Here is a 16,260-nt window from a genome sequence, read left to right as displayed (position 1 = left end):
GAGCAGTAAGCGCTCTGCCTGACCGCCACAAACTGTCCTTGCGACGAGGCATTTCAGGCCTTTGACAAAATTTTTCAGTTTTTTGTCATTGCATGCAACCTCTTCCTCCGCCCGTTCATTGGTCCGTTGAAAAGCACCGAGCGAAGAAGGATTTTCGCATGACCAGCTTCCATGACCAGGTTATTCAGATTCTCCCCAAACTGCGCGTTCAGGCTCTGTCCCTGACACGCAACCGTTCCGCAGCCGAGGATCTGGTTCAGGACGCGGTATGCAATGCCCTTGCGGCTCAGGACAGCTTCATCCCCGGCACGAATTTTTCGGCCTGGATGCATCGTATTCTGCGCAACCGCTTCATTTCCGATCTGCGCAAGCGCCGTGAGACGACGGATATCGAGGATGTGCCCGCATCGTCCTTTGCTAGCAATGCGACGCACGAAGACAGTCTAGCGCTTAAAGATCTCTCGATGGCTCTGTCCCGTCTGCCTGCCGATCAGCGCGAGGCTCTCGTAATGGTCGTTGTGCAGGGCATGAGCTACGAAGCCCTCGCAGAAGCTACGGGCTGTGCTGTCGGAACGGCCAAGAGCCGTGTATTCCGTGCCCGTCGTCAACTCGAGGCCTGGATGACCGGCGACCTGCCCGCGAACGACAAATTGCGCGTTAAGGTTGCTGCTCTCCGCGCCACGCTGGATGATCGTCGCCGCAAGGGACTCAAATCTGACGATCTGTTCACGTTCTGATTATCTGTAGCGTAATCAGAAGGCCTTGATGCTGCGACATATTTGCAGAATTTTGAAGGGGAGTGAGGTAGCTCACTCCCCTTCAACGCGATTGGGTCTTTCCTTTTCTTCAAAATGCGATGATTAAATTTCGTTAGTGCAACTCGTCCGGCGACGCATTGTTAAGATCGCGTGGGTTGAATTTTTTTGTTGAGGTGAGGACATGACTGGGGGAAAGGACGGCACGCCGGAGAAGCCCCGCCAGGCAGGCCTCAGCAAGGAAGCCGATAATCCCTTCGATCTCTGGTTGAAGCGCGGGCTGCACCAACTGTTCGACGACGTGGCAAACGAACCTATCCCTGAAGAATTGCTGCGCCTGATTGAGGAAGATCGTGACGAGCAAGAGCCGTAGTCGCAGGCTTGAAGGGCAACCTCCCGCATTTACAGTATTGAGGGTATCACCTTGAAGATTCCCTCTATTTTCCCTCTCGGTGGTCTTCGGTCGCGCTCCGGGTTGCTCGACACTGTAGGCTCGCGCGTGATGGCGCTGATCATCTGCACTTCTGTGCCCCTGGCCTCGGTCGCCGGCGTGCTGGCCTGGCATGCTTACCTCACCACATCGGACAATAGTTTCGAACGCACGCGTGCGGATGCCCTGAGTGCTCGACATGAAATAGCCGCCGACCTCGGGCGTGCGCAGGGCGCTTTGGAAACCCTGGCTCAGATCACCCTGCATGAGGAGATTGCCCCGAGGGCGTTCCAGCTCGTGCAATCCATCAGTCAGCAGCATTACTGCTCGCTCGAGCTGATCGATCGATTGGGGAAGGTTATCGCGAGCAGCCGTGGTAACGAGCGGGATGGCAACCCCTGTCAGGCCAATCTGCTTGCTCTGGCCAGAGCCACGCATGACGTGCTGCTCTCTGGGCATAATTCCCCTGGTAGTCACGGCGCTGACGTTATCACCGCAGGTTCCATACTCCTCGTAAGGTCTGCGATCAGCCTGAACTACGTCGATCGAACGGGGGCGCTGGTACCGGGCCAACTCGTTGCTTTTCGCCCTCTCGTCAACCAGGAACTCGTAGCCAATGCACAATACGCCCATACGGCGAGTGATGCAGATGCCGGTGCAACCGACCTATGGCTTTTCACGGGCAACACGCCACCGATTGCCCTGACTGCCCGTCAGCGTGTCAATGATCCATTCTCCAAGGAGGTCACGGATCGCCTTCTTGCTGATTTGAAGGTGGGACGGCAGGCAGATCATTTCGAGTCCAACGACGTTTATTATACGCTCATTCCTGGGTACGGCCCTACAAGCATTGTCGCCATATCTGTTCGCAGTGCTGCTGAAACACGTGCATTGCAACTCTTCCTGGCGCGCGTGATGCTCATTGTACTCATACTCGTCGTTGAGCTCCTTCTGGTAGCGCTTGCTGCACAACGTTACCTTGTCGAACCCCTCGAGAAACTTGCATCGAGTGTTTCCGAATGGCGGCGGCATGGGCTTTTCCAGCCTGATCTTCCGAAATCTCTCCCTCTTGAGATTCGTCAGATGGAGCGTGCTTTTAATCGAGCTACCAGACGACTGGATCGTCACGAAGCGCGACTGCAAAGGGCGACGAAACAGCAGGATCTCCTGATCCGCGAGATTCACCACAGGGTAAAAAACAACCTCCAGATCGTGGCCTCGTTGCTTAACCTCCAGGCCAACCGGATCAAGCTGCCGGAAGCCAGGGAAGAGTTCCACCTTGTCAGGGATCGCGTCCGGTCTCTGGCTACATTACACCGCTATCTCTACCCCGAGGGCGGTTTGAGCACGTTGGATATACGGGCATTTCTGGAGGAACTGGCAAGCCAGATCTTTACCGCCAACAACCATGCGAACAGAGGTCGTATCAGCTTGTCGCTTGATGTTCACGACTTGCCGATAACTCCCGATCAGGCGGTACCGCTCTCGCTTATCGTGACGGAAATCGTGACGAACGCTCTTCGCTATGCCTTTCCGGAAGGAAGGACAGGCGCTGTTCGCATTCAGCTCAATCGCGTTGAGGATACGGCTCTGCTTTTGATTGAGGATGACGGCGTAGGGCTTGCCTTTCCGTCGGAGGGCGAGAAGCGCGAAGGTATAGGTCTACAACTCGTGCGCGGGTTTGCCCGTCAACTTGGCGCTACGCTCGACATCATATCGGAGCAGGGCACGGTCTACAGGCTCGTATTTCCGATTCATCTGCAAAGACGCAATCTGGCCTGACGAGGCTGAGCTGAGCGCCTCCAGGTACCTGGTGCGAGGCATCAAGGACACAGCCCTTAGGCAATCGACACCTACCTTGCATATGGCCGCCTTTGAGAGGTCCCTGGATCGACATTCTGGGCGTGGCGTTCGCAGCGCGTTGAAATGATATGAAAGACACTCGGGAGCGAGAATAAGCATTCGTTCCCCTGTCGGGCGGTCAATGGGACGGAGCGATAGCCAATTCGCAATATTTCCGAACGTATCATCTCCCGAATCTGGAATTTTCTCGTCTGGTCCAGCTCTTTGAGTTGCGGCAAAGGAAAATTTAACGGTAACGCGCATATTCTATATAGAGATATGTCAATAATGTTAAAATCACCCTGCAAATTGCTCGATTTTGACGAAACTCAACTCAACTATTGACGAAAACCGTTTGGAAATAGCAAGGTGTTGCTGTGTCTTGCCGCAACAATGCTGATATTGTCGAAAGATCGTTAATGTTTCGTTCCATGGTCAGGCGCCAGTTTTGCCGTGACTCAATTCTTGTTTCTGCGTGCCTCTCGGCAACTGGAAAGGCGTTTGCGCAGACGCAGGGTCTGGGTGATCCTGACTGGGAGCTTTACAAGAAGCGCTTCCTCCGTCCGGAAGGACGTATCGTCGATACAGGTAATCACGATGTTTCGCATTCGGAAGGGCAGGGATATGGCCTGCTCTTCGCCTCAACCTTCAACGATCGGATATCGTTCGACCGCATCTGGAACTGGACGCGCGAGAATCTGAAGCATCGGGATGGAAATCTCCATAGCTGGCGCTGGACGCCCACAGCTCCGCATGTGAGCGATACGAACAACGCAACGGACGGCGATCTCATGATCGTCTGGGCGTTGCGGCGTGCCGCCATTCTCTGGAGATCAGAAACCTATCTGGAGCAGGCGAAAGCGATCACGCGTGATCTTGCCCAGAAATGCGTGAGAAAAGTTGGTAGCAGGGTCGTCCTCCTGCCGGGCATGAAGGGATTCGACAGGCCGAAATCTGCCATCATCAATCTCTCCTACTACCTTATGCCTGCGCTCGATCGTGCTGCGCTTCTGGACCCGGATGGCCCTTGGAAAACTGTGATCGAACACGGCCAGCAACTGGTTCAGGCAAGCCGATTCGGTCTGTGGGGTCTGCCGCCTGACTGGCTCGCGATTGACCGCAGGTCGGAGCGCCTGGTCCCCGCACCCAATTATCCGCCCCGTTTCTCCTACGATGCCATACGCATCCCGCTTTATCTCAAGTGGGGGAAGCGCATGCCGACGACGCTCACTCAGTCGCTCTACGCGGTAAGTCAGAATTACTCGATGACTGCCTTGCCGGCTTGGGTGGATCTCATGACGGGTGAGCGCTCACCATACAATGCGCCTCCCGGCTTCAGAGCGGTCTATCTTGTTGCCCTGAACGGGGCAGATGCGCTGCCTGATCTACCCGAACTGAAGGAGAGCGATGACTACTACTCTGCTTCGCTCACCCTGCTTTCACGAATTGCATCCATGGAGCTAGTTTGATGCCTGATACCTTCAAAATACTTCATGAATCCTTTTCCGAGCCGGCACCTGTAACGGAGGATGAGGGTTTTCAGGATTTCAATGCCTTGTCTCGTATAGCGGCATCCGAGCCTCCAGCCGAGAACCCGGCGTCACGACCGGCTCCGGCTGACAAGAGCGTTTTACCGCGCCACTCCACTGAACAGTCTTCAGCCTTTGCGGCTTCTCCTGCCGTTGCGCCCGCGCAGGAGGCAGTCAAGCCGGTTCCGGAACGCGCGCAGCCCATGACCAGCCGCCCGGCTCCAGCGATGCAGACCAAATTACCCCCGATTGCACCGGGTGCGCCTGTCAGTGATGTTGCCACGAGCGAATCTGGATGGCGTGAGCTGCCTCTCGCTGACTTTTTCGGCCGATTGAGATCTCGCGCTCCGCATATAAGCGAACCTTCGAGGCGGCTACACGGAATGTTCCGACGCTGATACGATCTCAAACAGGTTTTCGGAAGCAATAAAAAAATATGACCCTTATCTGCATAGCCTCTCCTAAGGGTGGTGTTGGAAAGACCATGATTGCCGCGCATCTGGCGGACGAAATACGCCGCGCGGGAACACCCAACGTCGTTGCGATAGATCTCGACCCGCAAAATGCTCTTCGATTGCATTTCGGGGTTCCCATGTCGCACCGCTACGGACTCTCGGGGGCAATAGCCACGGGTCATTCATGGGATGGAGCAATGGTCCAGACCTCGAATGACATACAGCTCTTCCCGTTCGGATCGCAGCCCATCCATGCCCAGGCTGATTTCGATCACGCAGTAAGGCTCCGCCCTGACCTTATTGCTTCCGAGGTCGCACGCCTTTCTGAAAAAGACGATACAGTCGTTATCGTCGACACGTCACCGGGCTATTCTGTAGCCTTCGCTTCAATCCTGCCATTCACGGATGTCATCGTCTCCGTGATGACAGCTGAGGCCTCATGCATCTCACTATTGCCTGATATTCACTCCGCAAGTTGCTACGGCATTTCTCCTACGGAGACTGCTCATTTTACCCATAAGGTGGTCGTCAATCGGTTTGATCCCCTCAACCGCGTTGGTTCCATGGCCCTTCCCCAGATTGTGCGCCGCATTGGTGCGATGCATCTCGGCACAGTGTGTCGAGACGAGCATGTAGGCGAGGCCTTTGCCAGCCAGAGGCTTGTGCAGCATTACGCCCCTTATTCGCGGGCCGCCGCTGATCTGGAGTTGATCGGTACGCGGCTGGTTCAGACAATCAATAGCCTGAGTTGAAGCGAGAGCGCAGATGAAGCACGTCAGGCATATGGTCGCCATACTGGAATCATGGATTGATGACGCGGACCATTCCGCGGGACGGACGGCCGTCAAGACGGGGCTGGTCGCTTTCGCGATCCTGTGCATGATCATTGCTGCTTTCGTGCATCTCAATCTGGCAGGTCAAACACTTGTATGTGTGTTTGGCATTGTACTCTTCATGCTCGTCAACCGGCATCCAGGCCCGCGTGCCACGCTTGTGCTCAAGGGGCTGTCAATCATTGTGTCTCTGCGTTATCTGAGCTGGAGGCTCACCGAGACACTCAATTTCAGTACCTGGACGCAATCAGTCCTTGGCATCGTTCTTGTCCTCGCTGAAATCTACGCCTTTGTCATGCTCATCCTGAGCTATTTCCAGACACTCCATCCTTTGGAACGCAAGGTAACACCCATGCCCAAGGATGTTTCGCTTTGGCCGAGTGTGGATATCTATATCCCGACCTACAATGAGGAACTGCGTATCGTCAGGCAGACCGTTCTGGCAGCGATGGGTATTGACTGGCCCAGTGACAGGATCAATGTTTATCTTCTCGATGATGGACACCGTGAAGAATTCCGCGAATTCGCGGAATCCTGCGGTGCTGGTTACATCGCCCGTTCAGAGCATAACCATGCCAAGGCTGGGAACCTGAACCATGCAATGCAGCTGACGAAAGGCGAGCTGATTGCTATCTTTGACTGCGATCATATCGCTAGCAGAACATTTCTTCAGGAAACCGTTGCGCCGTTTCTGTTCAAGCCGCATCTCGCCCTCATCCAGACCCCTCATCATTTCTACTCTCCAGACCCGTTCCAGAGAAATTTCTCACATGGGGCAATCGTGCCACCGGAAGGAAATCTCTTTTATGGTCTGATCCAGGACGGGAATGATTTCTGGAACGCCACGTTTTTCTGCGGCTCATGTGCCGTGATCCGGCGCGCTGCGCTCGAGGAAATCGGGGGCGTGGCAGTTGAGACGGTCACGGAAGATATGCATACCGCCCTGAAATTGCAGCGGCGTGGGTGGTCAACGGCCTATCTCGCCAAGCCGCTCGCTGCCGGTCTCTCGACCGAGCGCCTTATCCTGCATGTGGGACAGCGGATGCGCTGGGCGCGCGGCATGCTGCAGATTCTCAGGCTTGATAATCCCCTTACCGGACCTGGCCTGAACTTCGCCCAGCGCCTGTGCTATTTTGCTGCTATCGCCAGTTTTCTCTTTGCCATACCGCGTCTGATCTTTCTGACATCGCCCATGGCATATCTGCTGTTCAATCAGACCCTGATTGATGCCTCGCCGTTTGCGATCGCAATCTATGCCGTGCCTCACCTCATCCACAGCGTCGTGACGTCAGCGCGCACGAACCGCAACTGGCGCTACTCGCTCTGGAGCGAGGTTTATGAAACCACGCTGGCGCCATTCCTGGCGCGCGTAAGCATCATGACGCTCATCTTTCCACGCCGAGGGAAGTTCAACGTGACGGAGAAAGGGGGATTGCTGGATCGTTCCTATCTCGATTGGAGCGCGATCTACCCGAATGTCTATCTTGCCGTGGCTCTTTTCGCGTCTTTGGGCGTCGGCCTCTTTCGGCTTGCCCATACCCATCATGATACGATCGTGACGAACGCGTTGCTGATGAACATCCTGTGGATCACGGTAAGCATCGTTATCGTGCTGGCTGCGATTTCCATCGGGCGGGAGTCCATGCAGATCCGTCGCAGCCATCGCGTCGAGATGGTTATCCCCGTCACCGTATGCACGGCTGATGGCCGCATGTTCCAATACACAAGTGAGAACATGTCCAGTGGTGGTGGGATGTTGCATGGCCATGCACCGGCTGAGGCTCTTCCCGACAACAGTCTGATCACCGTTATCGTCCCGGACAGAAATGAGACCTATGCGCTTCCTGCAAAGGTCATACGCGCCACATCGCAAGGCACGCTCGCGCTCAGTTGGACCACAAAAACAATTCTACAGGAGGCCCAGATCGTGCGAGTCATATTCGGTCGACGGGATGCATGGGCCAGCTGGGCCGATTACAGGCCGGACAGCCTGCCGCGTTCAATTCTCCTGCTTTTGCGCAGCATTGTTGATCTGTTCAAGCCGGCGACCTTTCGCAAAAGGAAGACAGTCGTTTCTCTCAAGCCGCGCACTGTCCAGTCTGTTCCTCAGAAAACGGCCGTTATCGTACGTCCCAAGGCGGGTCTGATAAAAATCATCGTCTTGAGTATGGGCGTAGGAACGATGCTCGCCGCACCCTGCGCCAAGGCACAGCAGAGCGCGGCCGATCTTCCCATGCCCACAGGGGTGGGCGCTTTGCCGGGACCGACACAGACAGCGGCGGCTCCCCCACCCAGTCAGCCGCCGGCAGGTACCGTCCCCGCGTCTCCGATATCCGCCGCTCCCTCCGCGCCCGAGCCGCCGCCTGTCACACCTGCGGCGACTGGTGGCTTGCTTCAACCCTCAGGCTCTTCCGGTGCCCAGGCAACTGCTGATATGCCCGGTACGGCGCGGGAGGAGCTGGAAAATGCAAGAACCACCTCGTGGAGTTTCAGCCAGCTAGGTAGCGCCGATACGCTGATCATGACGGCCTGGATACCGATCCAGGGTCTCAATTTTGGTGTGCCCTCATCAGAAGTCGTCACCGCAGCCACACTCACACTGCATGGCTCCATGTCGCCTGACATGTTGCCGGCAGGCAGCGGCGTGACGATTTTCCTGAATGATCAGTTCATCGGAGTCATACACCCTGACAAGGCTAAACCTCAGTTCGACGGGCTTGCATTCACGATCAATCCGCTTTTCTTCAAGGAACACAATGTCCTGACCTTCCACTTTGCCGGGCAGTACACACTTAGCTGCGGTGACCAGACGAGTGCGATGCTGTGGGCAAAGGTTCTTGGTCAATCAAGCCTTTCGATCACGTCGGCTCCGCTGCCGCCCTCACGTGATCTCGCTACCTTGCCAGCGCCGTTTTTCAATGAGGCTGTGCTGACGCCGGCACGGGTGCCATTTGTGATCGCACGTCAGAGTTCACCCCATACGCTGGAGGCGTCGGCTATCCTCGCGTCATGGTTTGGCGCCCAGAGCGATTATCGCGGCGCATCCTTTCCTGTGCTGTCGCAACTCCCACCTTCGGGCGGGGCTGTTCTCGTCGGACCGGCGTCGGGTCTGGGGCAGATGCTCGCCGGACAGGCGCCTGTGTCGGGGCCGACAGTTATCGAGACAGTCAATGCGAATGATCCCTTTGGGGCGATTCTCATCGTGACCGGGCGGACAGACGATGAGGTTCTCGCCGCTGCACGTTCTGTTGCGTTTTCCAGCAAAGGCTTCCCACACGAGTCCCGAATAAACGCGCCGCCGGTCACCATAGAGCCCCGCACCCCGTTCGATGCTCCTGGTTTCGTCTCGCGCGGTCAGCCTATCCGCATTGGTGATCTTGTTTCGCTCTCGACTTTGCAGGGGTACGGATATGTCCCGGGCACAATCTCTGTTCCTTTCCGTACAACACCTGACATCTACACCTGGCGCTCCCATCCACTGAGCATGCATTTCACGGTGCGGGGGCCGCTTGGTACCGAGATCGACCGTCAGCGGTCCCATGTCGATGTCAGCGTAAATGGGATTTACCTGAAGAGCGTCTCGCTCGCGCCGCCTTCCGAGCTGCCGGGGTGGCTGCGCCGTCTGTGGCCTGACGCGTCGCGCGCGCAGTCTGCTCATGTGTCGATACCACCCTGGGCTATCTACGGTGCCAATACACTGGGCTTCTACCTGGAAAGCCGACCTATCGGCCGGCGGGATTGCAGCGGCATGACGCAGGATCTGCGCATGAGCATCGACCCGGACTCGACCATTGATCTGACACGGGCCTATCATTACACCCAGCTGCCCAATCTTGCTTTTTTCGCGAATTCAGGTTTTCCGTTCACCCGGATGGCCGACCTTTCGGATACAGCAATTGTCTTGCCCGCCAATCACTCTGAAGGAGTCGAGTCCGCCTTTCTTGATCTGGTAGGGATGATTGGTGCCTCTACCCATTTCCCGGTTTCCGGCCTGACAGTGCTGCATGCAGATGCTGTGTCCGAAACAGAGAGCCGCAATCTGATTGTCATGGACACCTCGGTTTCGTCATCGGCAGTCGAACGCTTCCTGCGCGGCACGCCGTACAGTTTTTCGGGTACGACCCTGAATTATACACGGTCAGGAATTCTTGCGCCTTTCCGACTGCTCGCCCGCTCGATGACGGGAGGCGACGAAGGGGGCCAGGCAAGCACGTTGCAGGCACTGGGCGCAACAACGTCTCTCGGGGACGGGGGCGCCCTGATCGAGCGTCATTCGCCATTTTCGTCAAATGCGACGATGCTCCTGATGCTCAGCGAAAATCCCCAGGGTCTTGAGCGCCTCATTCAGGCAATGCGCAATTCAAAGACCCAGCCCATGATTCAGGGTGATCTCGCGCTGATCAACGGCACGCATATTCTCGCGACCCGCAATCTGCCCACGTATTCGATCGGTTCGGTCCCATTCTGGTTCTGGCCCGATCTCTACCTGGGTGATCACCCTTTCCGTGTCATTTTGCTCGCTGTGGTCGGCGTCGGGCTGGGTGTTCTGATCCTGTTCCCTGTTCTCACCAATCATGCACGCCGTCGCGCCAGGGAATTGCATCGTGATCGCTGACCGCCACAGATTTCGCAAGATCGCGCTGCGGGCAGCGCTTCTTGCCAGCTTCACTTCTGCTCAGGCGTTTGCTGATCCTGCGCCTGAACAGAATGGGATTTCGTCGGATACGGGGAAAATCCTCCCGGCGGTGGTCAAACGTGCACGTTACTGGTTCGAGCACGGGCGTTTGGATGATGCGCGCATCGCGCTGAATCAGGCCAGGCAGTTAGCGCCTTCCGACCCTGATGTCCTTGTTCTCGAAGGGCAAATGAGCCTTCAGGAAGGCGATATTGCCGGGGCGCATCGTATTCTCAAGCAGATACGAGACCACAGTAACGATCCCGATGCCGGGCGGCTGCTCGATATGGACCTTCAGGCACGTTCAGCACCGGGTAGCGATGTCCAGAATGCGCGAACCCTTGCGCAGCGTGGCGCGACGGCGCAGGCAGCTGCTGCCTATCTGAAGGCTTTCCCCGATCGCCCCCCTTCGCTTTATGCTCTCGAATATTATCGCACCCTGGCGGGTGTCCCCGATCAGCGTGCAAAAGCGCAGCAGGGGCTGGCAAAGCTCGTGTCAGGCGCGCCCAATAACGTCGAGTATCAGATCGCCTATGCTCAGTCCCTTGTCTGGGATGAAAAGAACCGTGTGACCGGCATCCAGCGTCTCGAGGCTCTGGCAAAAATGCCGAACCTTACCGAAGCGCAACGCCAGCAGATCAATTCGACGACGCGGCAATCAGTGCTCTGGCTTCCTGCTACGGCATCGTCCGATGCGGTCATCAGTTCCTATCTCGCCAGCCATCCGGAGGACAAGGATATCCAGGCGCTGCGCGGTCGCGCGCTGGGCAATACGCTGAAGCCTTTCGAGAGCGAGCGTCAAAAGGGCTGGGATGCACTGCGAGCCAATAATCTTCAGGCAGCGATCGTTTCCTTTCGCCAGGCCCTGACAACCGCACCTAATGATGCAGATACGCTTGGCGGGCTCGGTGTAACCCTGCTTCGTCAGCATCGCGACGGCGAGGCCAAAACTTACCTCGATCGTGCTATGGAAGCAGATCCTTCCTCAGCGGCACGATGGAAGGCTGCCGAGAGCGGCGCAGTACTCAATGATTCCTACGCCAGAGCGAATTATCTCTTCAGCCATGAGCGATATGCCGAAACATTGGCGTTGATCAACCCGATGATCAAACAGTCGCCAGGGCAATCATGGCTGAGGGCCATGCGCGCAGATATCCTCGAGCGGACAGGCCGACGCGATGAAGCCATCGCAGCCTACGAAGCACTTATTGCGGCCGAGCCACGCAACGTTTCCTACCGGGAGCGCCTTGTCAGGGCGTTAATCGAGGATCGCCGCTATGACGAAGCAAATACGGTTCTTTCCCAGAGCCCGCTCGAAAATCCACAGTTGAAGTCGCTGATCTACGACAGTCAGGCCGGACTTGCCGCCACCCAGACTGACCGGCTGGCAATTTTCCAGCATGCCGATCAGGAGAATGCACTCTCGCCGTGGTCACGACTGCACTACGCGCAGGCCCTGCTTGGCGAAAACCGTCGTGCGGACGCCGAACAGGTCATGGCGCCGCTGATAAGGGGCGACGGAGCGCGCGATCCAGCGGCTTTGCAAGCTGCCTTGTTCTATGCCGCACAGACGGGCGATGAGAGAACTGTCGCTCAACTGCGTGCACGGGTTCCAGAGCGGTCCATGACACCTGATCTGCGCAAGGTGCTGAGACAGGCCGATCTGCGGGCGCAGGTCGCCAATGCCCCGACAGATCCTGATTCTGCACGTTTCTATTTTGCGCATCTGCTCGACCAGGGTGATCCCGACGGTAGCCTTGCCCAGGTGATCGCCACCACGCTCTATGACCGCGACGACCGGGCTGGCGCATCGCAAATTCTCGATCTGCAGATTGCTAGAGCAGGGGGTCGGCTCACGCCATCGCAAAGGCTGGCCTATGCAGGAGCCTACCTGCATATGCACGATCTGGAACGTGCCCGACGGCTGTCAGCGTCGCTCAAGGGGGCGTCGCTTGATGCAACACAGGCAACGCAACTGGCACAGATCGACACCGGCCTGGCGGTCGCAACATCCGATCATCTCAATGATCAAGGCAATCGTGCCCGTGCCTATGAAGCGTTGGCTCCAGCGCTCAACAGGCCTGATCCACCGGTCGCCGCCAATCTCGCACTTGCGCGGCTTTACAGTTCGGGAGGGCAATACGCACAGGCCTATCAGATCACCCTGCAGGCAGTGCAACATGACCCCAGCGATCTTGATGCGCGGCTTGCGCTGATCCAGACCTGTGTCTCTATGCATCGATATGCTGAAGCAAGCGGCTATGTGCAGCAGATGAATGCCATCGCGCCGACGGATCCGAGAAGCTGGTATGCGGCGGCGCAGCTTGATCGGGCCAGGGGTAACATTCGCGCGGCTGTGCGCGAACTGGCCCAAGCACGCCTCCTGCGCGTGGAGCAGATCGCGCCCAGCCATGAATCCTATGTGCGACGTACAAACCCATTTGCGAGCGAAGATGTCACCCTGCAAAGTAACCAGACAGATCCGCTGATCCGGCAGATGGATGACGAGCTGACGCAGATCAGTGACAGCATGGCGGCGTCCGTAACGATCTCTCCCGGTATCGACAGCCGGTCGGGTTCCGGGCTGAATGGCCTGAGCAATGTCACGACAGATATCGCTGGATCGCTCCCTGTGGGCGGCGGTCATATCCGCCTTGCTGCCACACCAACCTTCCTGAGCAGCCGGTCCTATAACAGCGGCGACGTAAACGGGCCACGTGATATCGGCTATAATCCGTTGAATAGTGTTATTGGTGGTCCTCTGAACCAGAGCAGTTCCATGAATGCGACGGGCGTCGCACTTTCGGGTCGTTACGACTGGCGCTGGCTTACCCTGGATGCCGGTACGTCGCCGCTCGGCTTCGCAGTGACGAATGTTCTTGGTGGCGTAAGCGTATCGCCGAAGCTAGCCAGAAACACGATCCTCACGATTGGTGCCGAACGTCGATCAGTGCAGGACTCCCTTATCTCCTATTCCGGGCTACGTGATGCGTCTGGTGCAACATGGGGCGGCGTTGTACGTAATCGTCTTTATGCTCAGCTCGCCTATGGCGATGAAAATGCCTCGTTATATGCGCGTGGCGGCGGGTCTTATCTGACCGGGCGCAATACACGAAGCAATACCGGCTATGAGGCTGGAGCAGGGGGACAGATCAGGATCTGGAGCCAGGAGCGCCCCGATCTGCGTCATAATCTCCATCTCGGCATGGACCTTACGTGGTTCGGTTATGATCGCAACGAATATCAGTTTACCTTCGGTAATGGCGGATATTTCTCCCCCCAGAATTTCGTGGCGTTCACTTTTCCGGTCACCTATGCGGGGTCCTATAAACAGATCGACTGGCGTGTGATCGGTCGTGTAGGCTATCAGACCTACCACTCGTCGCGGTCTCAAACCTTTCCAGCCAATTCGGATACGCAGGCGTTACTGGCGAATGTTGCTCCGCTTTATGCCTATCAGGATGGAAATTCTGCCAATGGTCTGACAGGCGGAATCTATGGCGCTATAGATTATCGAATGACGCCTAATCTCAAGCTTAGCCTCAATGCAGATTACCAGAAGGCTGGGCCTTGGAATGAAGTAAGAGCTTTTGTCGCGGCCAAATATAGCTTTCTGGGGACGAAATGATTTCGCCTGACTTTTCCCTTTTCATCCACTCTCTCGCCACTGAACTTGAATTGCAGGCCGGAGCAGAGGAGAGTGATGCTCTCCTTTACAGCGTCGGCGCGCGTATGGCCGGACGTCTGCCCTTGCCGTCATGCAACAGCACGGCTTCCTTCGAACTTGAATGCAATGCCCTCCTTGCGCTCATCGGTTGGKGCAGGATCGAATTGGCTTACGACCAGCAGAAGAATATCCTGCATGTGCATCTGCACGATCATCCGACTGTCGGGGCACTGGGCAAACCGACAGGCGCCTGGTTCGCAAGCTTCTACGCCGGAATTCTGACCGGGTGGTTTGCTCAGATGGGTGAAGCTGTGACTCTTCGGCATGTGACACCAGCCGGTGGCAAGGTGCTGCTTTTCATGGTTGACGTTCGCGACTGAGTGCAGGAGAGGGTCATCGGCAGGGGGCTTTGTGATGCTATCGACGCGTCTACAACCCCACGCATCGCGCCATCATACTTCCGGATCCGGACCTGATGGATCAGGAGTATGACCTGCGTTTGCAGGAATGCAGCAGCGCGGGTATGGAGGCATGTCTCTGCACATGAGGCCCTGTCTCTTCATCTCAAGATGACGACCCAACGGCTTGTTATCTGACTAGTGTTTCCTTCACGGGAGGCCCGGTAAGGAGTCGCGATAGGCGTCGCCATTCGGATGATAACGCTGCGTCGTCATGGTTGCCTTGTGCCAGTCGCAGTGGATGTGGCCCTTATCACCCTATGCCCCGCTGCAAATGCTGTGGCCGCGCCATTCTGGCTGACCTCTCATGCTAGGGAAAACCCTTAGCCGACGCAGTGGACCACGTCTGCTGCGTCGCCTGAGCATTGATCTCGATATGTGCAGCGATCAGGCAGAAGGCTTCCCTGAAATCGATGCCAGGGGTCACGCCAGTGTGCTGGCGCCTATGATCAGGCCTTGCCGGTCCACCACCAGAACCCCGATCTCACAGTTTGGATAATCAAGCGTTTTGCGGGCGGTGGCGCAGGCCGCTTCGGCAATGAGGTTGCCCAGCCTTTCATCAGCGAGGGCGGCGTAGCCCTGCGCGATGGTCTTGGCTGCGTCGAGTTGTGCCATGCGGGAGGCGGATAAGCCCAGGGGAGCGGCAATGCTGCGTAGCGCGGCCGGATTGGCCAGGGTGCGGCTGGAATGCAGATCGAGATGGCCCTCAGCCAGCTTGGTCATCTTCGCAATACCGCCAGCGAGGGTCAGGCGCTGCACCGGATGCCGATGGAGATATTTCAGCAAGCCACCCGCAAAATCACCCATCTCGATGAGCGCGGCCTCACTCACTCCGTAGCGCAACCGCGCAGCATTTTCCGAGGTCGCGCCGGTGCTCGCCACGATATGGGGGAGGCTAAGAGCGCGTGCGACATCGATGCCGCGATGGATCGAATGGATCCAGGCCGAGCAGGAATAGGGTATGACAATGCCGGTCGTTCCCAGAACGGAGAGACCGCCAATGATGCCAAGGCGAGCATTGAGCGTCTGTCTGGCCAGCATCTCACCATCGGCAATCGAGACCGTCACGATGGCATCCGCCCCTTCTGGTGTGACCTGCAGGAGTGCTGCGCGGATCATTTGTCGGGGCACCGGGTTGATGGCGGGCTCTCCCGGCGGCAGAGGCAGGCCGGGCTGGGTGATGGTGCCAACGCCTTCGCCTGCGCGAAAGGTGACACCCGCGCCCGGAAAGGCTTGCTCTACCGTCACGCGCATTATGGCACCATGGGTCACATCCGGGTCGTCACCGGCATCCTTGATCACACTGGCCCATGCGGTTCGGCCGTCTTTCCCATGCCCGTTGAGCGCAAAACAGGCTTCCTTGCCGCCGGGCAGGCTGATCGTCACCGGGTCGGGGCAGATATCGTGCCGCAGCAGAGACCAGGCTGCCTTGGCTGCTGCCGTTGCGCAGCTTCCGGTTGTCCATCCGCGACGCAGGGCCGTGGCTTGCGTCATGACGGCGTTGGCTCCTCTCATCGCGGGGGAGGAAATACCTCCTGTTGCAGGTCTGTGTGTTCTTTACATAGACGGCCCCGCGCCGCCAGTGCGGCGTGATGGAGCAATAGCAACGGAAAGGC

The 16,260-nt window shown here is 57.3% G+C and carries 9 protein-coding genes; 8 read left to right on the top strand and 1 reads right to left on the bottom strand.

What is annotated here, in order from left to right; genetic code table 11:
* Nucleotides 1-158: 158 nt before the first annotated feature.
* The 8 genes from ED655_RS08440 (at nt 159) to bcsD (ending at nt 14,566) form a co-directional block, all read left to right on the top strand.
* The gene (locus ED655_RS08440) at nt 159-737 is read left to right on the top strand and encodes a sigma-70 family RNA polymerase sigma factor (protein ID WP_023978043.1); all 579 of its coding nucleotides are present in this window, start codon (nt 159-161) and stop codon (nt 735-737) included.
* Nucleotides 738-939: 202 nt separating this feature from the next.
* Nucleotides 940-1,128: a NepR family anti-sigma factor gene (locus tag ED655_RS08435; RefSeq protein ID WP_122049795.1), complete on the top strand. Its 189-nt coding sequence runs from the start codon at nt 940-942 to the stop codon at nt 1,126-1,128.
* A 51-nt stretch (nt 1,129-1,179) separates the two neighbouring features.
* On the top strand, nt 1,180-2,967 hold the full coding sequence (locus tag ED655_RS08430) for a sensor histidine kinase (RefSeq protein WP_162993446.1): 1,788 nt from the start codon (nt 1,180-1,182) through the stop codon (nt 2,965-2,967).
* Between the two features lie 479 nt (nt 2,968-3,446).
* On the top strand, nt 3,447-4,496 hold the full coding sequence (locus ED655_RS08425) for a family 8 glycosyl hydrolase (RefSeq protein WP_122049793.1): 1,050 nt from the start codon (nt 3,447-3,449) through the stop codon (nt 4,494-4,496).
* A gap of 496 nt (nt 4,497-4,992) precedes the next feature.
* Nucleotides 4,993-5,763: a cellulose synthase operon protein YhjQ/BcsQ gene (locus tag ED655_RS08420; RefSeq protein WP_122049792.1), complete on the top strand. Its 771-nt coding sequence runs from the start codon at nt 4,993-4,995 to the stop codon at nt 5,761-5,763.
* Between the two features lie 13 nt (nt 5,764-5,776).
* Complete coding sequence (bcsA, locus tag ED655_RS08415; RefSeq protein ID WP_122049791.1) at nt 5,777-10,459, top strand: UDP-forming cellulose synthase catalytic subunit; 4,683 nt, start codon at nt 5,777-5,779, stop codon at nt 10,457-10,459.
* On the top strand, nt 10,449-14,147 hold the full coding sequence (locus tag ED655_RS08410) for a cellulose synthase subunit BcsC-related outer membrane protein (RefSeq protein WP_162993445.1): 3,699 nt from the start codon (nt 10,449-10,451) through the stop codon (nt 14,145-14,147). Before bcsA ends, ED655_RS08410 begins: the two co-directional genes overlap by 11 nt.
* Entirely contained in the window at nt 14,144-14,566 is a 423-nt protein-coding gene (gene bcsD, locus ED655_RS08405) for a cellulose biosynthesis protein BcsD (RefSeq protein ID WP_122049789.1), read from the top strand. Before ED655_RS08410 ends, bcsD begins: the two co-directional genes overlap by 4 nt.
* Before the next feature lie 501 nt (nt 14,567-15,067).
* On the opposite strand, the gene ED655_RS08400 is transcribed toward bcsD, so the two are convergent.
* Nucleotides 15,068-16,138 (bottom strand): cobalt-precorrin-5B (C(1))-methyltransferase, encoded by a 1,071-nt coding sequence (locus tag ED655_RS08400; protein ID WP_122049848.1) that lies wholly within the window; start codon nt 16,136-16,138, stop codon nt 15,068-15,070.
* Nucleotides 16,139-16,260: the final 122 nt, after the last annotated feature.

Origin of the sequence: Asaia bogorensis (assembly GCF_900465345.1) — a bacterium.
GTDB lineage: Bacteria > Pseudomonadota > Alphaproteobacteria > Acetobacterales > Acetobacteraceae > Asaia > Asaia bogorensis_A.
Note: the sequence above shows the minus strand (reverse complement) of the source record. Positions and strands in the feature narration are given on the sequence as shown.